The sequence below is a fragment of the Rathayibacter sp. AY2B5 genome (genome assembly GCF_002931645.1).
Taxonomy (GTDB): Bacteria; Actinomycetota; Actinomycetes; order Actinomycetales; family Microbacteriaceae; genus Rathayibacter.
Map to the genome: position 1 here is coordinate 45,675 of NZ_PSUE01000006.1, position 23,780 is coordinate 69,454.

Genomic DNA, 23,780 nt, shown 5'->3' on the forward strand with positions numbered 1-23,780 from the left:
CGCACGGCCGCGGGCCCGGGCTCCGCGCGTAGGATCGTCGGCATGATTCCGCGCGTCCAGAACAGCAGCACCGACCCCCTCGAGGGAGGCGGAGGAACCGCCACGCTCGACCGCGAGCTCGAGGAGCTCCTCAACCAGGAGTCCATCGAGCCGGGCGACCACGAGCGCTTCTCCCACTACGTGCCGAAGGACAAGATCCTCGAGAGCGCCATCACCGGCAAGCCGGTCCGCGCGCTCTGCGGCAAGAAGTGGCTCCCGGGCCGCGACCCGGAGAAGTTCCCGGTGTGCCCGGCCTGCAAGGAGATCTACGCGAAGATGAAGTGAGCTCCCGCCCCGCTCACTCGTAGCGGGTCGGGATGACGGGCTCGCCGCGGCCGAGCCGGAGCGCGTCGATCGGCAGCTCGAGGACCGCGTTCGCGTGGTGCGCGCGGGCTGCCGCCACTCCCTCGATGCCGAGGTGCTCGGGACGGATCGTCCCGTCCTCGATCAGGGGGACGAGCAGCGCCCGCTCGTCCTCGCCGACGGCGCCCTCGGGGCCGGCGCCCACGTGCACGACCTCGGCCTCGGCGACCCCGTCGTCGGAGAGCAGACGGCCGGCGGCCTTCCGCCCGCCGATCGACGCCTTCGAGACCGACTTCTTCGCCACCGCGACCCATTCGCCCGCGTCGTCCTCGTGCGCGACAAGCTTGTAGACCATGCCCGCGGTCGGGTGGCCCGAGCCCGTCGCCACCGAGGTGCCGACGCCGTAGGAGTCGACCGGTGAGGCCGCGAGCGCGGCGATCCCGTACTCGTCGAGGTCGTTGGTGACGGTGATGCGCGTGCCGGTCGCGCCGAGCGCGTCCAGCTGCTGCCGGACGGCGGCCACCTGCTGGGGGAGGTCGCCGGAGTCGATGCGCACGGCGCCGAGGCCGGTGCCGGCGACGCGGACCGCCAGGTCGACGGCGGCCGTCACGTCGTAGGTGTCCACCAGGAGGGTCGTGCCGGGGCCGAGCGCGGCGACCTGCGCGCGGAAGGCCTCCTCCTCCGAGTCGTGGAGGAGCGTGAAGGAGTGCGCGGAGGTGCCCATCGTGGGCACGCCGAAGCTGCGGCCCGCCTCCAGGTTCGAGGAGGCGCCGAATCCGGCGATGTAGGCGGCGCGAGCCGCGGCGACGGCGGACCGCTCACCGGCGCGGCGCGAGCCCATCTCGGCGAGCGGTCGCCCGTCGGCGGCCGAGACCATCCGCGCGGCGGCGCTCGCCACGGCGCTGTCGTGGTTGAGGACGCTGAGCACCAGGGTCTCCAGCAGCACGCCGTCGGCGAAGGGCGCCTCGACGATGAGCACGGGGGAGCCCGGGAGGTAGACCTCGCCCTCGCGGTAGCCCCAGACGTCGCCCCGGAAGCGGTAGTCGGCGAGCCAGTCCAGCGTGCGGGAGTCGACGACGCGGTTCCCGCGGAGCCAGGACAGCTCGTCGTCGCCGAAGCGGAACCGCGAGATGAGCTCGAGGAGCCGGCCGGTGCCCGCGAGTACGCCGTAGCGGCGTCCCGGCGGGAGGCTCCGGGCGAACACCTCGAACATGCAGCGGCGATCGGCGGTGCCGCTGCCGAGGGCGCCCTCGACCATCGTGAGCTCGTACCGGTCGGTGAGGAAGGCCGTGGAGTCCATCCGCTCAGTGTTCCACGGCCGCCCCTGCGCGGCCCAGGCGCGGGTGCCGGGGCTTGCGCACGCCGCCGGGCCCGGGAACGGCGTGCGGCCGGGACCGGGCCGCAGGGCGCGGGTAGGCTGTTCCTCCGTGACGGACGCACCGCTGGGCATCTTCGACTCCGGAGTCGGCGGGCTCACCGTCGCCCGCTCCGTGATCGACCAGCTGCAGAACGAGTCGATCGTCTACCTCGGCGACACCGCGCACTCGCCCTACGGTCCCAAGCCGCTCGCCGACGTCCGCGCCTACGCCCTCGACACCCTCGACACGCTGGTCGACCAGGGCGCCAAGCTGCTCGTCATCGCCTGCAACACCGCCTCGGCCGCGATGATGCGCGACGCCCGCGAGCGCTACACGCTCGGCCGCGGCATCCCGGTGATCGAGGTCATCCAGCCCGCCGTCCGCAGCGCTGTCCGCGACACCCGCAACCGCCGCGTCGGGGTGATCGGCACGGTCGGGACGATCCGCTCCCGCGCCTACGACGACGCCTTCGTCGCCGCGCCCGACCTGCAGCTGTTCACCGCCGCCTGCCCGCGCTTCGTCGAGTTCGTCGAGGCGGGCGTCACCTGGAGCGACGAGCTGCTCGCGGTGGCGGAGGAGTACCTCGCGCCGCTCAAGGCCGCGGGGGTCGACACGCTCGTCCTCGGCTGCACGCACTACCCGCTGCTGCGCGGTGCCATCGCCTACGTGATGGGGCCGGACGTCCGCCTCGTCTCGAGCGCCGAGGAGACCGCGCTCGACGTCTACCGGACCCTCGTGGCGCACGGCCTGCAGCGCACCTCCGCCGCGCCTCCGACCTACCGGTGGGAGGAGACGGGCTCGAGCGACTTCGTCCGCCTCGCCCGCCGCTTCCTCGGTCCGGAGGTCTCGAGCGTCGACCTCGTCGAGACCGGCACCATCAACCTGCGCGAGCTCGACCGGGCCGCGCTCCCGCACGATCGAGGGAGACCCGAGTGACCGACAGCACCGCATCGAAGGCCGCGCGCAAGGACGGGCGGGCGCCCGACGAGCTGCGCACCGTGACGATCGAGCGCGGCTGGAGCACCCAGGCGGAGGGCTCCGCGCTCGTCTCGTTCGGGAACACCAGGGTGCTCTGCACCGCCTCCTTCACGAACGGCGTGCCGCGCTGGCTGCAGGGCAAGGGCAAGGGCTGGGTCACCGCCGAGTACGCGATGCTGCCCCGATCCACCAACTCCCGTATGGACCGCGAGTCGGTCAAGGGGAAGGTCGGCGGGCGCACGCACGAGATCTCGCGGCTGATCGGCCGGAGCCTGCGCGCGGTGGTCGACACGAAGGCGCTCGGCGAGAACACCCTCGTCATCGACTGCGACGTCCTCCAGGCCGACGGCGGCACCCGCACCGCGGCGATCACCGGCGCCTACGTGGCGATGGCCGACGCGATCGAGTGGGCGCGGGGCAAGAAGTACGTGGGGCAGAAGGCGCAGCCGCTGATCGACAGCCTCTCGGCGGTGTCCGTCGGCATCATCGACGGCGTGCCGATGCTCGACCTGGCCTACGTCGAGGACGTGCGCGCCGAGACCGACATGAACGTCGTTGTCACCGGACGCGGCCTGTTCGTCGAGGTGCAGGGCACCGCCGAGGGGGCCCCGTTCGACCGCCGCGAGCTCGACGCCCTGCTCGACCTCGCGGTCGCCGGTGCCTCCGACCTCGCCCGCATCCAGGCCGAAGCGCTCGCCGCGGAGCCCGGCGCGTGAGCCTGGACCTCGTCCTCGCCACGCACAACGCGGGCAAGGTGGAGGAGTTCCGCGCCATGCTGGCCGGCGCGCTCCCCGGAGTCGGCGTCCGCGCCTACGACGGACCCGAGCCCGTCGAGGACGGCGTGAGCTTCGCCGAGAACGCGCTGATCAAGGCGCGCGCGGCGGCGGCGCACACGGGCCACGTGGCGCTCGCGGACGACTCCGGGATCTGCGTCGACGTCCTCGGCGGCGCGCCGGGCATCTTCTCGGCCCGCTGGTCGGGACGCGCGCACGACGCGACGGCCAACCTCGAGCTCCTCCTGGCGCAGCTGCACGACGTGAAGGCGGAGCACCGCGGTGCGCACTTCAGCTGCACCATCGCCCTCGTGGTGCCGGACACCGTGCTCCCCGGCGGTCAGGAGACGGTGGTCGAGGGCCGCTGGGACGGCGCGATCGCGACGGCCCCGCGCGGTGCGAACGGCCACGGCTACGACCCGGTGTTCGTCCCCGAGGCCGGGGCGCTCACGGCGGCCGAGCTCGCTCCCGAGCAGAAGAACGCCCGGAGCCACCGCGCCCGCGCCTTCACCGCGCTGCGCGCCGAGCTCGCCGCCTTGTCCGCCCGGCTCTGAGCCGGCGGGATGTCACTCCGGTGCACGCCTGTCGGCGTGCCGCGTGCCGGAGTGGCGTCTCGCGGAGGCGGAGGTCAGGACTTCGGGTGCTTGTCGTCCAGCGTGTCGGCGTCGAGCACGTAGGCGGCCGACTCGGTCGAGTCGGTCTCGGGGTCGGCGGCGAGCTTCGCCTTGCGCTGCTGCTGGAAGAAGTGGAACAGCGTCGGCACCAGCGCGAGCACGACCGCGCCGATCAGGATCACGTCGATGTAGTGCGAGACGAAGTCGGCGACCGGCGGGATGAAGGCGAGCAGCCACCCGATCAGGGTGACCCCGCTGCCCCAGATCAGGGCGCCGATGAGGTTGTAGAGGCTGTACTTGCGGTAGTTCATGTGGGCCACGCCGGCCGCGATCGGCGCGAAGGTGCGGACGATCGGCACGAAGCGCGCGAGGATCACGGCGAGGCCGCCGAAGCGCTCGAAGAACGCGTTGGTCCGCTTCACGTTCTCGATGCTGAAGAAGCCGGACTCCTTGCGCTCGAAGATGCGCGGGCCGGCCTTGTGCCCGATCAGGTAGCCGACCTCGCCGCCGACGAAGGCCGAGAACCCGACGGCCAGGCAGATGACCCAGATCGGGACGCCGAGGCCGCCGTTCGACGCGTTCTCGTGCGCCAGCAGGCCCGTGATGATCAGCAGCGTGTCGCCCGGGAAGAGGAAGCCGATCAGCAGTCCGGTCTCGGCGAACACGATGAGGCAGACCACGAGCACACCCCAGGGGCCGAACGAGGTCAGGATCGTCTCCGGATCGAGCCAGGGGACGAGGGCGGCGTGATTCAACGGATCTCCAGTCGACGGGGGCCGGTGGCCGGTCGGCGGTCACGCGAGCGCGCTCAGCGTACCGGCCGATCCCGTGCGGAAGGAGGGACTCGAACCCTCACGCCTCTCGGCACAGGAACCTAAATCCTGCGTGTCTGCCATTCCACCACTCCCGCGTGCGGGCTCCAGTGTAGGAGGAGGGCCCCGCGCCTCAGCCGCGGGAGGCCGCCCGGGGGAGGTACCGCGGGATCCAGCGGGCGAGCGCCCCCGCTCCGCCCAGACCGAGCACCCCCATCACGACGGCGGCGAAGGGGAGGGAGATCAGGGCGGTGAGCGCCGACACGACGATCGGGGCGGCGGCGTTGCCCGCGTCGCCGGTGAAGCGGAACGCGCCGAGGAACGGGGCCGGATCGGCGGGGGGCGCGAGATCGGCGCCGATGGTCATCAGGATCCCGGAGCCGATGCCGTTCGCGGCCGCGAGCACGCAGGCCACGGCGACGAACCAGGGCACCGGATCGAGGGCGAGCACCGAGGCGGCGAGGGCGAGGTGGCCGAGCCCGAGGCCGATCATCGAGGGGATCGCGGTGGCGCCCCGGCCGAAGCGGTCCATCAGCTGGCCGCCGGCGTAGAAGAGGGCGAAGTCGAGCGCGCCGGCGATGCCGATGACGATCGCGGTGTCGGTCTCGGCGAGCCCGATGCTCACCGCCCAGAGGGGGAGGATCAGCGTCCGACTCGCCCGCAGCGCCCCGATCACGGCGGCGCCGGTCCCCATCCGAGCGAGGACCCCGCGGTGCTCGCGCAGCGTCCCGAGCAGCGACTGCGGCGATTCCGGGACGGTCGCCGACGCCTCCGCGGCGACCACGTCCTCCGGAGCGGCGCGGTCGGCCGCGGCCTGCGCCCGCCGCAGCACCGTCGCGGGGTCGGGCACGAGCAGCAGGACCACGACCGCCGCCACGCAGCAGACGATGTGCACCCAGAAGACGGACTCGACGGAGCCGGTGAGGTGCACCACCCCGGCCGCCAGGAACGGGCCGATCAGCCAGCCGGCGCGGAACGCCCCGGCGAGGGCGCTGAGCGCGCGGGCGCGGTGCGTGATCGGGACGAACGACGTCATGAACGCGTGGCGCGCCAGCGCGAAGACCGCGGTCGCGAGGCCGATCACGAAGACGCCGATCGTCAGCCCGACCCACGACGTCGAGAGCAGGCACACCACGAGCCCGAGGATCGACGCGGCCGAGGCTCCGAGCATGGCGCCGCGCTCGCCGATCCGGGAGACGATCCAGCCGCTGGGGATGTCGCCCGCCAGCTCGCCGATCATGATCATCCCCGCCACGAGGCCCGCCAGGGCCAGCGTCGCGCCGAGGTCGCCGGCCGCGGCCGGCAGGAGGGGGATGATCGCCCCCTCGCCGATGGAGAAGAGGAGGGTGGGGAGGAAGGTCGACAGCAGCAGCGGCCCGACGGGGAAGGGGCGCGGAGCGGTACTGGTCACCGTCCCCAGGGTACGCCCGGCCCGGAGGGCGGCCCCCGGCCCCCGGTAGTCTGGACGCACCATGCTGGACAACGACTTCACCGAGCAGATCACTGCTCTCCGCTCCACCTTCGCCGACATCCGCGCCGTCATCGACGTGGACGGTCTCCGCTCGAAGATCGCCGAGCTCAGCGAGCAGGCCGGCGCCCCCGACCTGTGGGACGACACGGCCAACGCGCAGAAGGTGACCAGCGCCCTCAGCCACCGCCAGTCCGAGCTCGCGCGGATCACCGCGATCGACCGGCGCCTGGACGACCTCGAGGTGCTCGTCGAGATGGCGAACGAGGCCGAGGACGCCGAGTCCGAGCAGGAGGCGATCGCCGAGCTCTCCTCCCTCCAGAAGGTCATGGGCGAGCTCGAGGTGCAGACCCTGCTCGACGGCGAGTACGACGACCGCCCCGCCGTGGTCACCATCCGCGCGGGAGCGGGCGGCGTCGACGCCTCCGACTTCGCCGAGATGCTCATGCGCATGTACCTCCGCTGGGCCGAGAAGCACAAGTACGCGGCGACCGTCATGGACGCCAGCTACGCGGAGGAGGCGGGCATCAAGTCGGCCACCTTCCAGATCGACGCCCCCTACGCCTTCGGCACGCTCTCGGTCGAGGCCGGCACCCACCGCCTCGTGCGGATGAGCCCCTTCGGCGCCGCGGGCAAGCGCCAGACCTCCTTCGCCGCGGTCGAGGTCATCCCGCTGATGGAGGAGGCCGGGGCGATCGAGATCCCGGACAACGACATCCGCGTGGACGTCTTCCGCTCCTCCGGCCCCGGCGGCCAGTCGGTGAACACCACCGACTCCGCGGTGCGCCTCACCCACCTGCCCACCGGCACCGTCGTGTCGATGCAGAACGAGAAGAGCCAGATCCAGAACCGCGCCGCGGCGATGCGCGTGCTCCAGTCGCGGCTCCTGCTGCTGCAGAAGGAGCAGGAGGCGGCCACCAAGAAGGAGCTCGCCGGCACCATCACCGCGAGCTGGGGCGACCAGATGCGCAGCTACGTCCTCGCTCCGTACCAGATGGTGAAGGACCTGCGCACCGACCACGAGGTCGGCAACCCCTCGCACGTGTTCGACGGCGACCTGGACGGCTTCATCGCCGCCGGGATCCGCTGGCGGAAGTCCTCCTAGCGCGGCGCGGGCGCGTCCCCACCGACGCGCCGCGCGCCCCCTCGGCGGACTCTTCGGGATCGTCGCTTACCCTCGTACCGACATGATTCGCTTCGACAACGTCTCCAAGCAGTATCGGGGCGGCACGAGACCCGCCCTCAACGCCATCGATCTCGAGATCCTCCGGGGCGAGTTCGTCTTCCTCGTCGGCGCCTCCGGCTCCGGCAAGTCGAGCTGCCTCCGCCTGATCCTCAAGGAGGAGCGCCCCTCCTCCGGGTCGATCCACGTGCTCGGGCAGAACCTCGGCAAGATCTCGAGCCGCAAGGTCCCGTACTTCCGCCGCAACATGGGCGTCGTGTTCCAGGACTTCCGGCTGCTGCCGAACAAGTCGGTCTTCGACAACGTCGCGTTCAGCCTCCAGGTGATCGGCAAGTCGAAGGGCTACATCCAGGAGGCCGTCCCGGACACGCTCAAGATGGTGGGCCTCGCGGGCAAGGCGTCGCGCCTGCCCCACGAGCTCTCCGGCGGCGAGCAGCAGCGCGTCGCGATCGCCCGCGCCGTCGTCAACAAGCCGGCCGTCCTGCTGGCCGACGAGCCCACGGGCAACCTCGACCCGACCACGAGCGCCGGCATCATGGCGCTGCTCGAGCGGATCAACGCGGGCGGCACGACCGTGATCATGGCGACCCACGAGGCCGGCATCGTCGACCAGATGAAGCGCCGCGTCATCGAGCTCTCGGCCGGCAGCATCGTCCGCGACGAGAGCCAGGGCGGCTACGGCCAGACCGAGAGCATCACCGTCGTCCACGACGGCGTCGTGGTCGTGGCGGCCGACGACCACGCGGTCGCCGAGCAGCCCGCGCCCCCGGCGATCATCGACAGCGAGCTCGCGCCCGCCGAGGTCCCCGAGATCGACCTGCGCCAGGAGGCCCCGGCCCCGCCGCCCGAGCCGGCCCGCCTCTCGCAGACCGCCGCCCAGCCCCGCGTCCCCGAGGGCCGCCGCTCCGCCGCCGTCGAGCCGGAGCGCGAGCCGGAGCCGGCCGCCGAGCCCGCCGCCGCCCCGCGCGTCGTCGAGCTGCAGAGCCAGACCGGTCCGATCTTCCTCCCCGCCGACACCGGCGCCCTGCCCGAGGAGTCGCTCGCCGCGCGCCTCGGCCTCCGCGCCCACGCGGGCGAGGGCGACGAGACCGGCGACGACCAGCAGAACGTAGGACCCGTCAAGTGAGATTCGCACTGATCTGGTCGGAGGTCGCCAGCGGCCTCCGGCGCAACGTCTCCATGGTCGTCTCGGTGATCCTGGTGACCTTCATCTCCCTCACCTTCGTCGGCACGGCGATCCTGCTCCAGATGCAGATCGGCCAGATGAAGAACTTCTGGTACGACAAGGCGCAGGTCGCGGTGTACATGTGCACCGCCACCTCCGGCGGCTCGAACTGCAGCGGCTCCGACGCCACCGCCGAGCAGATCGACGCGGTGCAGGGCCAGCTCGAGGGCGCCACGCTCGCGCCGTACATCGACCGCTCCTACTTCGAGGACCACGACCAGGCCTACGCGAACTTCCAGGAGCAGTTCGCGGGCAACCCGGTCGCCGAGTACGTCACTCCCGACCTGCTCAACCAGACCTTCTGGATCAATCTGAAGGACCCGACCCAGTCGGACGTCATCGTGGAGAGCCTGTCGAGCGTCTCGGGAGTCGAGAGCGTCACCGACCAGCGGCAGTACCTCGACCAGATCTTCTCGATCCTCAACGCGGCGAGCTACACAGCGATCGGCATCGCCGTCCTGATGCTCGTCGCGGCCGTGCTGCTCATCGCCACCACGATCCGCCTCTCGGCGTTCTCGCGGAGACGGGAGCTGGGCATCATGCGGCTCGTGGGGGCCTCGAACAGGTTCATCCAGACCCCGTTCATCCTCGAGGGGGTCTTCGCCGCGCTGGTCGGCTCGATCCTCGCGGGAGTCGCGGTGGTCGCCATCGTGCAGGTCTTCGTGCAGGGGTTCCTGGCGTACCGGATCCCGCTGACCTCCTTCGTGGGACTCGACGACGCTCTGATCGTCGTGCCGATCCTGATCGTGGTCGGCATCGTCCTGGCCGCCGTCTCGGCGAACGTCGCGATCGCGCGGTACCTGCGGGTCTGATCCCGGACCGGACGTATACTGGTGGGCTGTCCCGTTCGGGGCGGCCCACCGGTGCATCGCCCCGACGATGCCCGCCCCCTTCATCCGCTCGCGACCCGAGGAGCAGCCGTGCCCAGAGAACAGGGACAGAAGGTCGTCGCGACCAACCGCAAGGCGCGCCACGACTACCTCATCGAGGACACCTACGAGGCGGGCCTCGTGCTCACCGGCACCGAGGTGAAGTCCCTCCGGGCCGGCCGAGCCTCGCTGGTCGACGGCTACGCGTTCGTCGACGGGGGAGAGGCGTGGCTCGACGCCGTCCACATCAACGAGTGGGCCCAGGGCACCTGGACGAACCACCCGCCGCGCCGCAAGCGCAAGCTGCTGCTGCACAAGGCGCAGATCCTCAAGATCCACAACAAGGTGAAGGAGGGCGGGTACACGCTGATCCCGCTCTCGCTGTACTTCAGCGACGGCAAGGCCAAGGTCGAGCTTGCCGTGGCCAAGGGCAAGAAGGACTACGACAAGCGCCAGGTCCTCCGAGAGCGCCAGGACCGCCGCGAGGCGGACCGTGCGATGTCGACCCGCCGCCGCCTCGGCGAGTAGGCCCCGGCGGGCACTGTCCGACGGGTGCCGCGCAAGCCTCTTCTTCGCGCCCCGTGGTTTGGGAGACTGGGGCGCGTGACCTCCCCCGAGAACAGCGCCCCCGCCGCCCTGAGCGCCGCCGACGAGAAGACGCGGTGGCGCGCCTTCGCGGTGAGCGTCGGAGTCGCGGCCATCACGATCCTCGACCTCTCGAAGGTCAACGTCGGCCTGCCGTCGATCGAGCGCTCGCTCGGAGCGGACGCGAGCCAGCTGCAGCTGATCGTCGCGGGCTACGCGCTCGCCTTCGGACTGGCGCTCGTGCCGGCCGGTCGGCTGGGCGACATCCGCTCGCGCCGCCTGCTGTTCCTCATCGGGCTGACCGCGTTCACGGTGACGAGCCTGCTCTGCGCGCTCGCGCCGTCGATCGAGCTGCTCGTCGTCGCGCGCTTCCTGCAGGGCGTCGCCGCGGGCATCCAGATGCCCCAGGTCCTCGGGCTGGTGCAGCAGATGTTCACCGGCGCCGAGCGGGCCCGGGCCTTCGGGGTCTTCGGCGCGACCATCGGCCTGTCGACCGCCTTCGGCCCGACCCTCGGCGGCCTCCTGATCGCGATCGGCGGCGAGCAGGACGGCTGGCGCCTGCTGTTCTGGATGAACATCCCGCTGGGCGTCGCCGCGCTGGTCTTCGCCTGGAAGCTCATCCCGAAGAAGCGCTCGCGGCCCGAGGGAGACCGGTCCCTCGACCCGGTCGGCCTGCTCCTGCTGGCGGTCGCGATCTTCGCGTTCATGCTGCCGTTCCTGCTGACCACGGGCTCCTCCTCGGACTCGCCCTACCGCTGGTTCTGGCTGGTGCTCGCCGCGGCCGCCGCCGCCGTCTTCGTGCGCTGGGAGGCGCACTACGCCGCGTCGGGGCGGACGCCCGTCATCGACTTCCGCATCTTCCGGACCAGCTCCTATCGCAACGGCATCCTGGTCGCGACCTCCTACTTCGCCGCGATCCCGGCGACCTTCCTCCTCACCACGCTCTTCCTCCAGCAGGGGCTCGGCCTCGAGCCGGTGTTCGCCGGCATGGTGAGCATCCCGTTCGCGCTGACCTCGGCGGTGACCGCCTGGTACGGCGGCAAGCTCGTGCAGCGCTACGGCCGCGCACTGGTGGTGCTCGGCATCGTGCTCGTGGTCATCGGCTTCACGCTCGTGCTGCTCGCCGCCGAGCTCCTCCCGGCCGAGACCGCCGCCTACGGCATGGGTGCCGCGATGCTCGTCGCCGGGGCCGGAGGCGGCTTCGTCGTGTCGCCGAACCAGACGCTCACCCTCGCCGAGATCCCGCCGGCGCAGGGCGGCGTGGCGGGCTCCGTGGGCCAGCTCGGCCAGCGCGTGGGCACCGCGGTCGGCACCGCCTGCGCCTCCGCCGTCTTCTTCGCGACCCTGGCGAGCGAGCAGGGGATGGCGGAGGGGCTGGACCGGTACCACGACGCCTTCCGCAACGGCTACTTCGTCACCCTCGGGCTGATCGCGCTCGCGCTCGTGCTGGGTCTGCTCGATCTGCGCCGCCGCCGGGTGACCGCCCGCGGAGCTGAGGTAGACTAGGACCCGTAACTCCACAGTGTGCGACGAACGACCCACTCCAGCGGCCTCCGGGCCGTCGAGTGCTCGCGGGGATGATCGGTTTCGACATTGCCTGCGAAACTGCGAGAAGCGGGTCGAGGATCCAGGGTCATCTCGTCAACGATCCCTGGAAAACACAGGTGCCGAACAGAAGCGCACCGACTTCGCTCTCGCTGCCTAAGCCAGAGTAGATAGTCCGTCAGCCCGTGGGTGCGTCCTCGCCCCGGATCCTGGCGTCATCTAGAGGACTTGCTGCGTCGTTACGCCTGAGGGCGACGCGGGACTTGCACTCGGGCTGGGCCCGTCGACCGATGCGCCGATGGTAACGGTCGGGGCCGAGCAGAACGCTCTCATCGGCTACACCCGTAGAAGGCGCAGAATCACAGCGATGGACGGGGGTTCGATTCCCCCCATCTCCACCACCGGTCGTCGTCGCACACTGGGAGCTCCGCTCCGCCGCCCTCACGACGGTCGCACGTCGAGCTGTCTGATCCGCCCGTAGAGGGTGAGCATCGCCAGCCGGTCGTCGTCGTTGTGCGCCGGGCCGGCGAGAGCCTGCGGCGGGGCCCAGTCCCGGTAGAGCACGCCCGGCGCCAGCACGGCGACGGCGGTGCCGGCCGGGTAGTGGGCGCTGCGGTCCACCGGCAGCTCGGCGAACGCGTCGGGCAGGAGCCGGTGCAGCACGTCCAGCAGAGGACGGAGCCGTGCTGCTCGCGCCTCGTGCACGGAGAGGGTCACGGCGTTCATCGCGGCGAGCGCGGCCACCAGGTGCTCGGCGGCGTCGTCGTCGTCGCACCGCTCGGTGACCAGCAGCGAGACCACACCGCGCGGCTTCAGCCAGCCGAGCGTGGCGGCCTCGTCGTCGCCGTCCACCGAGACGACGCGGTCGGAGGCGTGGGCGTAGTCGTGCAGGAGCCGCGACCAGACGTCGCCCGGGCCGGGCCCGTCGATCTGCGCGACCGCCTCCGCCGCGGCGAGCAGGGAGCTCTGCCGGTGGAGCCTCGGGAACAGGCTGTCCGCCGGTCCCCAGTGCTGCTCGGCCGTGCGCGAGCGCTCGGGGGGTTCCTGGTCGTGCCGGTCCTGCATGTCGACTCCTGAGCCGCCGGTCTCCGCGCCCCCTCGCGCCTGCCGTTCGTCCCTTCACCCTGCGCTCCGACGGAGCGCGTGTCAATGAGCCGAACGGGGGTCGATCGGAGCCGTGGTCAGCGAGCGGAGCCGAAGAGGCTGCCGGTGGTGGAGTCGTCGGCCGGATCGAGGACCGCGCAGACGATCGTGCGGTCTCCATGGCGCCAGCCGACCTCGGAGGGGACGAGCGAGCGGTACTCGAGGGCGGAGTCGCCGTAGGCGATCCCCATCACGGCGCCGAACTCCGGCTCGCAGCCCGCCTCGGCCTGGGCGAGCAGCGTGTTGCGGCTGGAGTAGCGGTCTCCGGGCTGCGCGAACGTGTGGAAGACCTCCAGTGCGTGCTCCTCGGCGCACGGGACGACGTCCACGTCGGCGATGCGGTCGTCGCCCGGGTCGGCCAGGCAGTCGCCGCGCCGCAGCGAGAACACGTCGGTGACGCCGGCGGTCGCCACCGTGCCGCCCTCGTCACGCACGGCCTCCGGGCCGTCCGGCCCGACGACGGAGGAGCAGCCCGAGAGGAGCAGGAGGAGCGCCGCCGAGGCGAGCGCGGCCGTCCGGCTCCTCATCGCGGCGCCACGATCGCGAGCACCTCGTCGTGCAGCAGGCCGTTGGTGGCGACGGCGCTGCCGTGCCACGGCCCGTCCTCCCCGTCGGCGGAGGTGAAGCGGCCGCCCGCCTCCTGCACGATCGGCACCAGGGCCGCCAGGTCGTAGGGCTTCACGTCGAACTCGCCCGCACCGTCGAGGAGACCCTCGGCGACGAGCATGTAGGGCCACGCGTCCCCGTACGCCCGGTCGCGCCAGACGGCGCCGGCGAGCTCGAGCAGCTGCGGGAGACGGCCCGCGCCCTCCCACTGCTGAATGCTGTTGTAGCTGAAGGTCGCCGAGGCGAGCGTGTCGATCCCCGAGACGCGCAGCGGTCGCGGCTCGGCCCCGGCCTCCAGCTCGACGGCCCAGGCGCCGGAGCCCTCGGCCGCCCACCAGCGCGTGCCGAGAGCGGGAGCGGAGACGACTCCGACGACGGGGACGCCGTCGACCGCGAGCGCGATCAGGGTCGCCCAGATCGGGACGCCGCGGAGGAAGTGGGCGGTGCCGTCGATCGGGTCGAGGATCCACTGCCGCGAGGCCTCGCCCGAGGTGCCGAACTCCTCACCGAGGATCGCGTCGTCCGGACGCTCGGCGGCGAGCAGCGCGCGGATCGCCTCCTCGACGGCGCGGTCGGCGTCGGTGACCGGGGTGCGGTCGAGCTTCGTGTCCACGACGAGGTCGAGCGCGCCGAACCGCTCCCGCGAGATCGCATCGGCCGCGTCCGCCAGGCGGAGGGCGAGTCGGAGGTCGTCGTCGAAGCTCTGGTCACTGCTCTGCGGGGTCACGCGACCACGATACCGGTGGGTCCCGCGGAGCCTCCGATCGCTGCCGCGGGCGTTCCGTCGCGCTCGATTTGACGAGACGGGGGGAGACGCTGGTAATGTGATCCCTCGGTTCGGCACGCACGATCAGCCGGCCGGAACGCACCTCTAGCTCAATCGGCAGAGCAACTGACTCTTAATCAGTGGGTTCTCGGTTCAAGTCCGAGGGGGTGCACCACCAGCCCCGCACCTCCTCGTGAGGTGCGGGGCTTCGTCGTTCCCGGTCCGAGTCCGTTCCCGACCTCCTCGGAGCGCCCGCGGGGGGAGCGCCGGCCCGTGCTCACTCGCTGGAGGGTGCGGCGGTCGACGGGTCGAGCAGCGGCAGGACTCCGCGGAAGCCGGCGCTCGTGGAGCCGATCCCGACGTCGAGCGCGTCTAAGGCCCGGGCCTGGTCGTCTGCGGCGGCGGTCAGGCTCAGGGTGATGCCCGTCCGCGTGAAGGTCCGGGCGACGGTGCTCCAGGCGAGGTCGACGTCTCCGTCCGCCGACGCCAACAGGCGCCTGAGCATCCGCACGGTGTCCGGCGCAGAATGCGGACCGACCCCCGTTCGCGTGGCAGGATCTCCGTTCGCTTCCGTTTCCCCTCCAGAAAGGACCGATGTGCCCGAAGACGTCCTCCCCGTGATCGGCTCGATCGCGCTCGCCGTGGTGATCGCGGTCGTGATCGCCGTGGTCGCGACCGCCGTCGTCGCCCTCGTGCTGCGCTCGGTCGGCAAGCGCAAGACCTGGGCGCGCCTGCTGATCCGGCGTCTGCGCATCCCGTTCCGCGTGCTGCTGATGACCATCGCGGTCTGGGCCGCGCTCGCCGCCACCGTGTCGGGCGACCCCTGGCCGGGTCTCGTGCAGCGGGTGTTCCAGATCGCCACGATCGGCGCGGCGGCGTGGGTGATCGGATCCCTGTTCGTGTTCCTCGAGGACCTGGGCGCCGAGCGCTACCGGACCGACACGGCCGACAACCGCCGGGCACGCCGCCTCCGCACGCAGATGACGATCATCCGGAGGGTCGCCGTGGCGGCCGTCGTGGTCATCGCGATTGGCGCCTCGCTGCTGACCTTCCCCGAGGCCCGTACGGCCGGTGCGAGCCTCCTGGCCTCGGCCGGCGTGCTCTCGATCGTGGCGGGCCTGGCCGCGCAGTCGAGCCTCACGAACATCTTCGCCGGGATGCAGCTCGCCTTCAGTGACGCCATCCGCCTGGACGACGTGGTGATCGTCGAGACCGAGTGGGGGCGGATCGAGGAGATCACGCTGACCTATGTCGTCGTCCACCTCTGGGACGACCGCCGCCTGGTGCTGCCCACGAACTACTTCACGACCCAGCCGTTCCAGAACTGGACCCGCACCGGGTCCGAGCTGCTCGGCGCCGTCGAGCTCGACCTGGACTGGCGGGTGAGCCCCGAGCAGATGCGCGACGAGCTGCACCGCATGCTCGAGGAGACGGACCTCTGGGACCGGCGCACCAGCGTGCTGCAGGTGACCGACGCGACGGGCGGCTTCGTCCGGATCCGGGTGCTCGTCACCGCGAAGGACGCGCCGACGCTCTTCGACCTGCGCTGCTACGTGCGCGAGCGGCTCGTCTCGTGGCTGCACGAGAACGACCCCGTCGCCCTGCCGCGTCAGCGCGTCGAGATGGAGCGGGAGCCCGCTCGCGCCGCGACCCCGCGCCGGCACGGGTCCTCCGCCCCGGACAACCTGTTCTCGGGCGACGAGCGCTCGAACGAGCGGGGGGCGATGTTCACAGGTCTCATCGACCTGCGGGACACCCCGAAGCGGGAGCTGCCGCCGCGGGACTGACTCCTGCGAGGACGCCGCTCGCACGGCCGCACCCGGGGTGCGCGCGGCGAGCGGCGTCCCGCAGGGCGGTCAGCGGTTCACGGAGCTCATGTCGGCGTAGCGGTCGCCGACGGGGGCCTCGAGCGAGCCGAGGACGTCGAGCTGCTCCGCGGTCAGCACGAGGGCGTCCGCGGCCGCGTTCTCCTCGATGCGCGAGACGCGCTTGGTGCCCGGGATCGGAGCGATGTCCTCGCCCTGGGCGAGCAGCCAGGCGAGCGCCACCTGCGCGGCGGTCGCGTCCGCCTCTGCCGCCACACGGTCGACGGCCTCCACGATGCGGAGGTTCGCCTCCAGCGCTCCGTCGGCGAAGCGGGGGTTGTCGCGGCGGAAGTCGTCGCTGCCCAGCTCGGCGACCGAGCGGATGCTGCCCGTGAGGAAGCCGCGGCCCAGCGGCGAGTACGGGACGAAGCCGATGCCGAGCTCGCGGAGGACCGGCAGCACCTCCGCCTCGGGGTCGCGGGTCCACAGCGAGTACTCGGACTGCACAGCGGTGACCGGGTGCACGGCGTGAGCGCGCCGGATCGTCGCGGGCGCCGCCTCCGAGAGGCCGTAGCCGCGGAGCTTGCCCTCCTGGATCAGCTCCGCGAAGGCCCCGGCGGTCTCCTCGACCGGGACGCCCGGGTCCATGCGGTGCTGGTAGTAGAGGTCGATGCGGTCGGTGCCGAGGCGCGCGAGCGAGCCCCCGACGGCGAGCCGCAGGTTCTCCGGGGAGCCGTCGAGTCCGCGGCCCCCGTCGCCGCGGTGGCGGATCATGCCGAACTTGCTCGCCAGCACCACCTCGTCGCGGCGGCCTGCCAGCGCGCGGCCGAGCAGCTCCTCGTTGGTGTACGGGCCGTAGATCTCGGCGGTGTCGAGGAACGTGACGCCGAGCTCGAGGGCGCGGTGCACGGTGCGGATCGACTCCGCGTCGTCGGTGCCGGCGCCGGTGTAGAACGCCGACATGCCCATCGCGCCGAGCCCGAGGCGCGAGACCTCGAGGGCGGCGACGTCGGATCCGAGGGTGATCGTCTTCATCAGTGGGTGGTCCTCTCCTGGTACGCCGCGATCTTGATGTCGATCGCGGCGAGGCTGGCGTGTGTCCGGGCGAGCTGTGCCTCGACCTCATCGCGGTGCGTCCGGAGCAGCGCGAGGCGCTCCGGCTCCGTGGCGGGCCCGATCCGGAGGAGCCGGGCGTACTCGCGGATCCGCGCGATCGGCATCCCGGTCGCGCGGAGCTTGGTGAGGAAGTCGACCCAGCCGACGTCGGCCGGCCGGTAGCGGCGGTGCTGCGACGAGGCGCGCTCGACCGGGTCGAGCATGAGCCCGGCGCGCTCGTAGTAGCGCAGGGTGTGCACGGTGAGACCGGTGACGGCGGCGACCTGCGAGATCGACAGCGCCTCCGGCTCGGCCGGGGCGGCGGTGGCGGTGGACATGGCGTCAACCTACGACTTCGAGTGCGCTCGAGGTCAAGCGGGAGCGGGCGACTCAACCGACCTCGCGGCTGAAGCCCAGGAGGGCCTCGGCGATGCGGGCGTCCGCCTCCTCGTGGCTGATGGTCGCCTCGCCGTCGCCCGCCTGCGGCCCGTACCAGCCGAAGTCGGCGTGGTTGGCGCCGTCGATCTCGACGAGGTCGGCGGAGGAGGGCAGCCGGACGCTCGCGTCGGCGACCTTCTCCGGCGTGCTGAGCCCGTCCTCCGATCCGCTGACACTGAGGACGGGGAGCCCGGAGCCCGAGAGGTCGTTCGCGCAGTAGCTGCCGAGCAGCACCAGGCCCGCCACCGCCGGGTCCTCGGCCCACTGGCACGCCTTCACGCCGCCGAGGGAGTGGCCGCCGACAAGCCACCGGTCGACGCCCTCGGCCTGGCTGGTGAAGGTCTCGAGCGAGCGGAGGTCGAAGAAGGCCAGGTGCAGGATCGGCCGCGTGATCACGACGGTCGCCCCGGCGTCGACCAGCGGAGCCAGGGTCGCCTCGTAGGAGGAGGCGTCGACCTTCGCTCCGGGGATGAAGACCAGGCCCGTGCCGGCCAGCTCGCCGGTCGAGGTCGGCGTCATCACGAGCGCGTCGTCCGTGCGCTCGACCGCGATCGCCGGATCGGCGCGCACGCGGGCGAGGGCGTCCTCGTCGGGGCCGCTGACGATCGAGCTCCAGGTGAGGAAGCCGAGGACCGCGACTCCGAGGACTCCGCCGATGCTCGCGAGCACGATGCGGCGGCGCCTCATCGGGCTGCCGCGATCGCGTCGGCCGCCTGCACCAGGGCGAGGTGGGAGAGGGCCTGGGGAGTGTTCCCCGCGTGCCGGCGGCCCTCGACGTCGTACTCCTCCGAGAGGAGGCCCACGTCGTTGCAGAGCCCGACGAGCCGGTCCATCAGGGTCCGCGCGTCGTCGATCCGGCCGGAGTCGGCGTACTGCCGGACGAGCCAGAAGGAGCAGGCGAGGAACGGGTGCTCGCCGCCCGCGAGGCCGTCGACCGAGGACTCGGTCCGGTAGCGGTGCAGCAGGCCGTCCTGCAGGAGCACGCGCTCCAGCTCGGCGACGGTGCCCAGCATCCGCGGGTCGTCGGCGGGGACGAACCCGACCATCGGCAGCACGAGGAGCGACGCGTCGACCTCGGGCGAGCCGTAGGACTGCACGAAGTGGCCGCGCTCGGCGTCGAAGCCCTGGGCCTCGATCTCGGCGCGCACCTCGTCGCGGAGGCGCTCCCAGGTCTCGACCGGACCGGGCAGGCCGTTCTCGCGCACGGCGCGGACGCCCCGATCGAGCGCGGCCCAGATCATGACCCGCGAGTGCGTGAAGTGCCGCGGCTCGCCCCGGATCTCCCAGATGCCGTTGTCCGGCCGCTGCCAGTTGGTCTCGACGAAGCCCAGGAGCGCGCGCTGGAGCGGCCAGGAGAACTCCGTCTCGTCCACTCCGGCCACGCGGGCCTCGTGCAGAGCGACCATCACCTCGCCGATCACGTCCGCCTGGTACTGGTCGACGGCGGCGTTCCCGATCCGCACGGGGGAGGCGCCGTCGTAGCCGGGCAGGCTCGGCATCTCCCGCTCGGGCAGGTCGCGCTCGCCGGCGAGGCCGTACATGATCTGCACGTCCTCCGGCGCGCCCGCGACCGCGCGGAGCAGCCAGGCCCGCCACTTCTGCGCCTCCTGCTCGAACCCGTGCGCGAGCAGGGCCTGCAGGGTGAGCGAGGCGTCGCGGAGCCAGACGTAGCGGTAGTCCCAGTTGCGGGCGCCGCCGAACTGCTCCGGGAGCGAGGTGGTCGCCGCCGCGACGATGCCGCCGGTCTCGTCGTCGGTCAGGGCGCGGAGGGTCAGCAGCGAGCGGACGACGGCGTCGCGGTGCGGCCCGTCGTAGTCGATCGCCGACGCCCACTCGGACCACCAGGAGAGCGTGCGCTCCAGCGCGCGGTCGACGTCGAGGCGCTTCGGCGCCCGCTGGTGCGAGGGGAACCACGCCATCGAGAGGTCGACGACCGCGTCCGCGTCGACGTCGAACTCCGCCGCGTGGGCGTGGTCGACGGCCTTCAACCGCACTCCGCGCACCACGACCGCGTCGGGCCCGGCGACGGCGACGAGCAGCGGATCCTCGTCCGTCCCCTCCTGCCGCACCCACGGCATGGTGCGGGCGTAGTCGAAGCGGATGCGCAGCTCCTGCCGCATCCGGACGGTCCCCGACACTCCGCGCACCCGGCGCACCAGCTCGGCGCGCTCGTCGCGCAGCGGCATCACGTCGACCACCTCGACGACGCCGGTGGGCGTCGTCCACCGGGTGACCAGCGCGAGCGTGTCGCCGAGGTAGTGGCGCTCGCTCGTCGCCTCCCCGTCCACCGGCCGGAGCGACCAGCGCCCCTGGTCGTCGCCGCCGAGGAGGGCGCCGAAGACGGAGGCGGAGTCGAAGCGCGGCAGGCACAGCCAGTCGATCCCCCCGTCGCGGGAGACGAGAGCGGCCGTGCGGCAGTCGGAGAGGACGGCGTAGTCCTCGATCGGGGAGACCATGCGGCGATCCTCTCAGGTGCGGCTGTGGCCTCCCAGTCAAGGCGGAGCGGGGCTCTTCAGCGCCGCCGTAGGGTGAGCCGCATGGCACAGACCGTCTCGACCCTGCTCATCCTCGGAGCGACGGGGGACCTGTCCTCGCGGCTCCTCCTCCCCGCCGTCGGCCAGCTGCTGACCCGCGAGACCGACCGGCGGGTCCACCTCGTCGGCGCGGGACGCGAGGACTGGACCCAGGAGCACTGGCACGAGGTGCTGACCGCCTCCTTCGCCACCGTCGAGGCGCAGGGCGAGGGCGTGGACGCGCTCACCTCCGGCACGCGCTACCAGCAGGTCGACGTCACCGATCCGGAGGCGCTCGCCGCACTGCTCGCGAGCTGCGCCGGTCCGGTGGCGGTCTACTTCGCCCTCCCGCCGGCGATCGCGGCGAAGGCCTGCGAGGCGCTCGCCGCCCACGACCTGCCGGAGGGCACCGTGCTGGCGCTGGAGAAGCCGTTCGGGACCGACGAGGCGAGCGCGCACGCCCTCAACCAGCGCCTCGCCGCGCTGGTCCCCGAGGACCGCATCCACCGCGTCGACCACTTCCTCGGCCGCGCGACCGTGATGAACGTGCTCGGCCTGCGCTTCGCCAACCGGATCCTCGAGCCGCTGTGGTCGGCCGAGCACATCGAGAGCGTCGAGATCGTCTACGACGAGCAGCTGGCCCTCGAGGGGCGGGCGAGCTACTACGACGGCGCGGGCGCGCTGACCGACATGATCCAGAGCCACCTGCTGCAGGTCCTCGCGGTGATCGCGATGGAGCCGCCGTCCTCGCTCGACGCGGCCGACCTCCGGGACGCGAAGTCGATCGTCCTGCGCGCCACCCGCCTGCACGGCGACGACCCCGCCGCGAGCTCGCGCCGCGCCCGCTACACAGCGGGGACGATCGACGGACGCGAGCTGCCCGCCTACGCGGACGAGAAGGGGGTGGACCCCGCTCGCCGGACCGAGACGCTGGCCGAGCTGGTCGTCGAGATCGACACCTGGCGCTGGGCCGGCGTGCCGTTCACCCTCCGCTCCGGCAAGGCGCTCGGGGAGCGGCGACGCGAAGTGGTCATCCGCTTCAAGCCGGTGCCGCACCTGCCCCGCGGCTTCGTGGGCACCGAGGCGCCGTCCGTGCTGCGGCTGTTCCTCGCGCCCGACCAGATGTCGCTCGAGCTGAACATCAACGGCCCCGGCGACCCGTACACGCTCGAGCGCGCCTCGCTGGAGGCGACCTTCGGCGCGGGCGAGCTGCTGGCGTACGGCGAGGTCATCTCGGGGATCCTCGACGACGACCCGTCGCTCTCGGTCCGCGGGGACGCCGCCGAGGAGTGCTGGCGCATCGTGCAGCCCGCGATCGACGCGTGGCACGCGGACCGGGTGCCGCTCGACGAGTACCCGGCGGGCAGCGAGGGACCCGGGAGCTGGCCGACGCTCTGACGGGCGGCCGGGGGAGGGGCGGCCGCGGGGGATCTCGAGACGGCGGCCGCGCCGCCTCCTCGATCAGCGGGAAGGGCGACGTCGCTCGTCGGGTCGGCCGGAGGGCGAGCCCGCCGGCCGACCGCTCGGGTCAGGAGCGGGTCGCGACGGGGGTGTCGACGGCGACGTCGGCGGGGGCCGGCTCCGCCCAGACGGCGATCGGCTTCGGCTCCCAGGTGAGGGCGGCCGGCTCCACCGGGGGAGTGGAGGCGCGCATCACGGGGATCGCCTCGGTGACCGGGGACGACGTCCGCTCGGCGCCGGCGCGGAGCTGCTCCTCCTGGATGGCGGCGGAGAGCTCGTGGGCGAGGGAGCGCGCGAGCATCCCGTGGAAGATCGGGTCGCGGTCGTCGTGGCTGCGGCGCGTGACGACCCAGGCGCCCTCGGATCCGACGAAGGCCGCGAGCCGCTCGTGGACGACGGCGAAGAGCTCGTCCTGCGTGAGGACGGGGGCCGCCTCGACGACCTCGGGGGCCGCCTTGCGACGCCTCAGACGAAACCTCATGACGAACCCCGTTTCCCGTGCCGACAGCGACTGGGAACAGTGTCGCCGCCACCGGGTCGGGAGACCGGCTGACACGCCGCCCCGCGGGGAGGCGGCGCGTCAGGAGGGCCTAGCGGTCGCGCTTCTTGCCGCGCTCCTCCTTGACGATCTCCTTCGAGTCGTAGGACACGGAGCCCAGGGCGACGGTGACCGAGATGGCCCAGCTGACCCACTGGAGGGCCAGGCGCCAGTCGCGCGGGCCCTTGCGCGTGGTCTGCAGGATCGACCAGCCGCCGACGATCGCGCTGATGACGCTGGAGTTGAGGATGAACTTGCGCATGCGTGTGCCTCCCGTGTTCACCCCGACGCTAGCGGGTGCGAAAGCTCTCAGAGGAACGCTTGACAGCACCGAGGGGTTGTCCCGCTACGGTGGACCGCCGCCGGGACCCGAATCCTCGAGCCGGGGCACGCCGAGGAGAACGGGAACGACATGCGCACGGCTGTGATCGGGGCGGTGCTGCTCGTCGTCGGGGCGGTGGCCGTCGTCACGGGGGTCCTCCCGATGGACGCGCTGGGCGAGCTGGTCGAGCGGACGGCGCCGATCCTCGGCTTCGTGGTCGCGGTGACCGTGGTCGCCGAGCTGGCCTCCGAGGCCGGCGTCTTCACCGTGGTCGCCGAGCGCTCCGCCGAGTGGGGCCGCGGGCGGACCGCGGTGCTCTGGCTGCTGGTGGTGGCGATGGCCGTCGTCAGCACGGTGTTCCTCTCGCTCGACACGACCGCCGTGCTCCTGACCCCGGTCGTGGTCCTGCTCGCGGCGCACGTGCGCGTCCCGCCCCTGCCGTTCGCGATGGCCACGGTCTGGCTGGCGAACTGCGCCTCCCTCCTCCTCCCCGTCTCGAACCTCACCAACCTGCTCGCGCAGCGGCGCCTGGGGGTCGAGGGCCCCTTCGCCTTCGCCGCGCTGACCGCGGTGCCCGCGCTCGTCGCGGCCGTCGTGCCCGTGCTGATCCTCGCGATCCGCTACCGGCGCGAGCTGGCCGGGCGCTACACCCCGGGGGAGCGGACGCCGGTGGAGGACCGGGTGCTGCTCATCGGCGCGGGGACCGTCGTGGCGCTGCTCCTGCCGGCGCTCGTCTCGGGCCTCGAGGTGTGGATCCCGGCGACGGTCGCCGCGGTCGCGCTGATCGTCCTCTTCGCGGTGCGCCGTCCCGCGGCGCTCACGCCCGCCCTCCTGCCGTGGCAGCTCGTCGTCTTCGCGGCGGGCCTCTTCGTGGCGATGGAGGCGGCGCACCAGCTCGGGCTGGGCGCGGCGCTCGCCGTGGTCGCGGGGGAGGGGAGCGGGACGCTCGACCTGCTGCGCCTCGCCGGCTCCGGCGCGGTCGCCTCCAACCTGGTCGACAACCTGCCCGCCTACCTCGCCCTCGAGCCCGTCGCGGCGGATCCGCTCCGCCTGGTCGCCCTGCTGATCGGCGTGAACGCCGGACCGCTGATCACCCCGTGGGCCTCGCTCGCCACCCTGCTCTGGCACCAGAGGCTGACCGCGCTGGGCGTGCACGTCTCGTGGCGCCAGTACGCGCTCCTCGGACTCGTCGCGGTCGTCCCGACGGTGGGCGGAGCGACGCTCGCCCTCGCCCTCGTGCAGGGCTGATCCCCCGTCCCCCGAGCGGGGCCGGCTGATAGCCTCGACGGGCACGACGACGGCTCGACCGACGAAAAGGGACCACCATTCCTCCGCACTCCG

General features: G+C 72.5%; 25 protein-coding genes, 2 tRNA genes and 1 other RNA gene. 14 read left to right on the forward strand and 14 right to left on the reverse strand.

The window, feature by feature from the left end:
• Window positions 1-42: 42 nt before the first annotated feature.
• The gene (locus tag C5C30_RS06030; protein ID WP_104223568.1) at window positions 43-324 is read left to right on the forward strand and encodes a DUF3039 domain-containing protein; all 282 of its coding nucleotides are present in this window, start codon (window positions 43-45) and stop codon (window positions 322-324) included.
• A gap of 13 nt (window positions 325-337) precedes the next feature.
• Here the strand turns inward: C5C30_RS06030 and C5C30_RS06035 are convergent, their stop codons facing one another.
• Complete coding sequence (locus C5C30_RS06035) at window positions 338-1,642, reverse strand: nicotinate phosphoribosyltransferase (protein ID WP_104261189.1); 1,305 nt, start codon at window positions 1,640-1,642, stop codon at window positions 338-340.
• Window positions 1,643-1,769: 127 nt separating this feature from the next.
• On the opposite strand from C5C30_RS06035, the gene murI reads away from it, so the two are divergent.
• The 3 genes from murI to rdgB are packed head-to-tail and all read left to right on the forward strand — an operon-like array spanning window position 1,770 to window position 4,005.
• Complete coding sequence (murI, locus tag C5C30_RS06040; RefSeq protein WP_104223566.1) at window positions 1,770-2,636, forward strand: glutamate racemase; 867 nt, start codon at window positions 1,770-1,772, stop codon at window positions 2,634-2,636.
• Entirely contained in the window at window positions 2,633-3,394 is a 762-nt protein-coding gene (rph, locus tag C5C30_RS06045; protein WP_104233199.1) for a ribonuclease PH, read from the forward strand. Before murI ends, rph begins: the two co-directional genes overlap by 4 nt.
• Window positions 3,391-4,005 carry an RdgB/HAM1 family non-canonical purine NTP pyrophosphatase gene (rdgB, locus tag C5C30_RS06050; protein ID WP_104333362.1) on the forward strand — a complete coding sequence of 205 codons (615 nt, stop codon included), beginning with the start codon at window positions 3,391-3,393 and terminating at the stop codon, window positions 4,003-4,005. Before rph ends, rdgB begins: the two co-directional genes overlap by 4 nt.
• Before the next feature lie 74 nt (window positions 4,006-4,079).
• On the opposite strand, the gene C5C30_RS06055 is transcribed toward rdgB, so the two are convergent.
• From C5C30_RS06055 to C5C30_RS06065, 3 genes are all read right to left on the reverse strand, one after another.
• Window positions 4,080-4,820 (reverse strand): DedA family protein, encoded by a 741-nt coding sequence (locus C5C30_RS06055; RefSeq protein WP_104223563.1) that lies wholly within the window; start codon window positions 4,818-4,820, stop codon window positions 4,080-4,082.
• Between the two features lie 74 nt (window positions 4,821-4,894).
• Window positions 4,895-4,975: transfer RNA gene (locus C5C30_RS06060), tRNA-Leu, on the reverse strand.
• A 35-nt stretch (window positions 4,976-5,010) separates the two neighbouring features.
• Window positions 5,011-6,288, reverse strand: a complete 1,278-nt coding sequence (locus tag C5C30_RS06065) for an MFS transporter (RefSeq protein WP_258065816.1) — start codon at window positions 6,286-6,288, stop codon at window positions 5,011-5,013.
• A gap of 61 nt (window positions 6,289-6,349) precedes the next feature.
• On the opposite strand from C5C30_RS06065, the gene prfB reads away from it, so the two are divergent.
• The 6 genes from prfB to ssrA all read left to right on the forward strand — a co-directional run bounded on the left by prfB (window position 6,350) and on the right by ssrA (window position 12,153).
• Window positions 6,350-7,450: a peptide chain release factor 2 gene (gene prfB, locus C5C30_RS06070; RefSeq protein WP_104226967.1), complete on the forward strand. Its 1,101-nt coding sequence runs from the start codon at window positions 6,350-6,352 to the stop codon at window positions 7,448-7,450.
• 82 nt (window positions 7,451-7,532) lie between these two features.
• Window positions 7,533-8,654 carry a cell division ATP-binding protein FtsE gene (gene ftsE / locus C5C30_RS06075; RefSeq protein ID WP_104233202.1) on the forward strand — a complete coding sequence of 374 codons (1,122 nt, stop codon included), beginning with the start codon at window positions 7,533-7,535 and terminating at the stop codon, window positions 8,652-8,654.
• Window positions 8,651-9,565, forward strand: coding sequence for a permease-like cell division protein FtsX (gene ftsX / locus C5C30_RS06080; RefSeq protein WP_104223559.1), 915 nt, complete (start codon window positions 8,651-8,653; stop codon window positions 9,563-9,565). Before ftsE ends, ftsX begins: the two co-directional genes overlap by 4 nt.
• A 108-nt stretch (window positions 9,566-9,673) precedes the next feature.
• On the forward strand, window positions 9,674-10,150 hold the full coding sequence (gene smpB / locus C5C30_RS06085; RefSeq protein WP_104223558.1) for an SsrA-binding protein SmpB: 477 nt from the start codon (window positions 9,674-9,676) through the stop codon (window positions 10,148-10,150).
• Between the two features lie 75 nt (window positions 10,151-10,225).
• Window positions 10,226-11,713, forward strand: coding sequence for an MFS transporter (locus tag C5C30_RS06090; RefSeq protein ID WP_104223557.1), 1,488 nt, complete (start codon window positions 10,226-10,228; stop codon window positions 11,711-11,713).
• A 67-nt stretch (window positions 11,714-11,780) separates the two neighbouring features.
• Window positions 11,781-12,153, forward strand: a transfer-messenger RNA (tmRNA) gene (ssrA, locus tag C5C30_RS06095).
• Between the two features lie 40 nt (window positions 12,154-12,193).
• Here the strand turns inward: ssrA and C5C30_RS06100 are convergent.
• The 3 genes from C5C30_RS06100 to C5C30_RS06110 form a co-directional block, all read right to left on the reverse strand.
• Entirely contained in the window at window positions 12,194-12,817 is a 624-nt protein-coding gene (locus C5C30_RS06100) for a hypothetical protein (RefSeq protein WP_104333364.1), read from the reverse strand.
• A gap of 116 nt (window positions 12,818-12,933) precedes the next feature.
• Window positions 12,934-13,422, reverse strand: a complete 489-nt coding sequence (locus tag C5C30_RS06105; RefSeq protein WP_104223555.1) for a septum formation family protein — start codon at window positions 13,420-13,422, stop codon at window positions 12,934-12,936.
• Window positions 13,419-14,228, reverse strand: coding sequence for an inositol monophosphatase family protein (locus C5C30_RS06110; protein WP_104223554.1), 810 nt, complete (start codon window positions 14,226-14,228; stop codon window positions 13,419-13,421). Before C5C30_RS06110 ends, C5C30_RS06105 begins: the two co-directional genes overlap by 4 nt.
• Window positions 14,229-14,366: 138 nt before the next feature.
• On the opposite strand from C5C30_RS06110, the gene C5C30_RS06115 reads away from it, so the two are divergent.
• Window positions 14,367-14,442: transfer RNA gene (locus C5C30_RS06115), tRNA-Lys, on the forward strand.
• A 102-nt stretch (window positions 14,443-14,544) separates the two neighbouring features.
• On the opposite strand, the gene C5C30_RS17610 is transcribed toward C5C30_RS06115, so the two are convergent.
• Window positions 14,545-14,772 carry a hypothetical protein gene (locus C5C30_RS17610; protein WP_181131484.1) on the reverse strand — a complete coding sequence of 76 codons (228 nt, stop codon included), beginning with the start codon at window positions 14,770-14,772 and terminating at the stop codon, window positions 14,545-14,547.
• 91 nt (window positions 14,773-14,863) lie between these two features.
• Here C5C30_RS17610 and C5C30_RS06125 point away from each other — a divergent pair, with 91 nt between their 5' ends.
• Window positions 14,864-16,054 carry a mechanosensitive ion channel family protein gene (locus C5C30_RS06125; protein ID WP_258065817.1) on the forward strand — a complete coding sequence of 397 codons (1,191 nt, stop codon included), beginning with the start codon at window positions 14,864-14,866 and terminating at the stop codon, window positions 16,052-16,054.
• 69 nt (window positions 16,055-16,123) lie between these two features.
• Here C5C30_RS06125 and C5C30_RS06130 read toward each other — a convergent pair whose 3' ends face one another.
• The 4 genes from C5C30_RS06130 to C5C30_RS06145 are packed head-to-tail and all read right to left on the reverse strand — an operon-like array spanning window position 16,124 to window position 20,061.
• A complete protein-coding gene (locus C5C30_RS06130) occupies window positions 16,124-17,107 on the reverse strand; it encodes an aldo/keto reductase (RefSeq protein WP_104333367.1) in 984 nt (327 codons plus the stop codon).
• The gene (locus tag C5C30_RS06135) at window positions 17,107-17,505 is read right to left on the reverse strand and encodes a MerR family transcriptional regulator (protein ID WP_104333368.1); all 399 of its coding nucleotides are present in this window, start codon (window positions 17,503-17,505) and stop codon (window positions 17,107-17,109) included. The genes C5C30_RS06130 and C5C30_RS06135 overlap by 1 nt, the downstream gene beginning before the upstream one ends.
• A 52-nt stretch (window positions 17,506-17,557) precedes the next feature.
• The gene (locus C5C30_RS06140; RefSeq protein ID WP_104333369.1) at window positions 17,558-18,292 is read right to left on the reverse strand and encodes an alpha/beta hydrolase; all 735 of its coding nucleotides are present in this window, start codon (window positions 18,290-18,292) and stop codon (window positions 17,558-17,560) included.
• Window positions 18,289-20,061, reverse strand: a complete 1,773-nt coding sequence (locus C5C30_RS06145) for a glycoside hydrolase family 15 protein (protein WP_104223549.1) — start codon at window positions 20,059-20,061, stop codon at window positions 18,289-18,291. Before C5C30_RS06145 ends, C5C30_RS06140 begins: the two co-directional genes overlap by 4 nt.
• Window positions 20,062-20,142: 81 nt before the next feature.
• Between C5C30_RS06145 and C5C30_RS06150 the strand changes: the two genes are divergently transcribed.
• On the forward strand, window positions 20,143-21,516 hold the full coding sequence (locus tag C5C30_RS06150) for a glucose-6-phosphate dehydrogenase (protein ID WP_181065465.1): 1,374 nt from the start codon (window positions 20,143-20,145) through the stop codon (window positions 21,514-21,516).
• A 130-nt stretch (window positions 21,517-21,646) separates the two neighbouring features.
• On the opposite strand, the gene C5C30_RS06155 is transcribed toward C5C30_RS06150, so the two are convergent.
• On the reverse strand, window positions 21,647-22,060 hold the full coding sequence (locus C5C30_RS06155; RefSeq protein WP_104233213.1) for a hypothetical protein: 414 nt from the start codon (window positions 22,058-22,060) through the stop codon (window positions 21,647-21,649).
• A gap of 109 nt (window positions 22,061-22,169) precedes the next feature.
• On the reverse strand, window positions 22,170-22,379 hold the full coding sequence (locus C5C30_RS06160; protein WP_104223546.1) for a hypothetical protein: 210 nt from the start codon (window positions 22,377-22,379) through the stop codon (window positions 22,170-22,172).
• A 150-nt stretch (window positions 22,380-22,529) separates the two neighbouring features.
• Between C5C30_RS06160 and C5C30_RS06165 the strand changes: the two genes are divergently transcribed.
• Entirely contained in the window at window positions 22,530-23,687 is a 1,158-nt protein-coding gene (locus C5C30_RS06165; RefSeq protein WP_104247451.1) for an SLC13 family permease, read from the forward strand.
• The last annotated feature ends 93 nt before the right edge of the window (window positions 23,688-23,780 follow it).

Bases quoted from the DNA above. Each gene is read 5' to 3' on its own strand.
- C5C30_RS06030 (WP_104223568.1), top strand. From the start codon at position 43: ATGATTCCGCGCGTCCAGAACAGCAGCACCGACCCCCTCGAGGGAGGC.
- C5C30_RS06035 (WP_104261189.1), bottom strand. From the start codon at position 1,642: ATGGACTCCACGGCCTTCCTCACCGACCGGTACGAGCTCACGATGGTC.
- prfB (WP_104226967.1), top strand. From the start codon at position 6,350: ATGCTGGACAACGACTTCACCGAGCAGATCACTGCTCTCCGCTCCACC.
- ftsE (WP_104233202.1), top strand. From the start codon at position 7,533: ATGATTCGCTTCGACAACGTCTCCAAGCAGTATCGGGGCGGCACGAGA.
- C5C30_RS06100 (WP_104333364.1), bottom strand. From the start codon at position 12,817: ATGCAGGACCGGCACGACCAGGAACCCCCCGAGCGCTCGCGCACGGCC.
- C5C30_RS06105 (WP_104223555.1), bottom strand. From the start codon at position 13,422: ATGAGGAGCCGGACGGCCGCGCTCGCCTCGGCGGCGCTCCTCCTGCTC.
- C5C30_RS17610 (WP_181131484.1), bottom strand. From the start codon at position 14,772: ATGCTCAGGCGCCTGTTGGCGTCGGCGGACGGAGACGTCGACCTCGCC.
- C5C30_RS06130 (WP_104333367.1), bottom strand. From the start codon at position 17,107: ATGAAGACGATCACCCTCGGATCCGACGTCGCCGCCCTCGAGGTCTCG.
- C5C30_RS06135 (WP_104333368.1), bottom strand. From the start codon at position 17,505: ATGTCCACCGCCACCGCCGCCCCGGCCGAGCCGGAGGCGCTGTCGATC.
- C5C30_RS06140 (WP_104333369.1), bottom strand. From the start codon at position 18,292: ATGAGGCGCCGCCGCATCGTGCTCGCGAGCATCGGCGGAGTCCTCGGA.
- C5C30_RS06145 (WP_104223549.1), bottom strand. From the start codon at position 20,061: ATGGTCTCCCCGATCGAGGACTACGCCGTCCTCTCCGACTGCCGCACG.
- C5C30_RS06150 (WP_181065465.1), top strand. From the start codon at position 20,143: ATGGCACAGACCGTCTCGACCCTGCTCATCCTCGGAGCGACGGGGGAC.
- C5C30_RS06155 (WP_104233213.1), bottom strand. From the start codon at position 22,060: ATGAGGTTTCGTCTGAGGCGTCGCAAGGCGGCCCCCGAGGTCGTCGAG.
- C5C30_RS06160 (WP_104223546.1), bottom strand. From the start codon at position 22,379: ATGCGCAAGTTCATCCTCAACTCCAGCGTCATCAGCGCGATCGTCGGC.
- C5C30_RS06165 (WP_104247451.1), top strand. From the start codon at position 22,530: ATGCGCACGGCTGTGATCGGGGCGGTGCTGCTCGTCGTCGGGGCGGTG.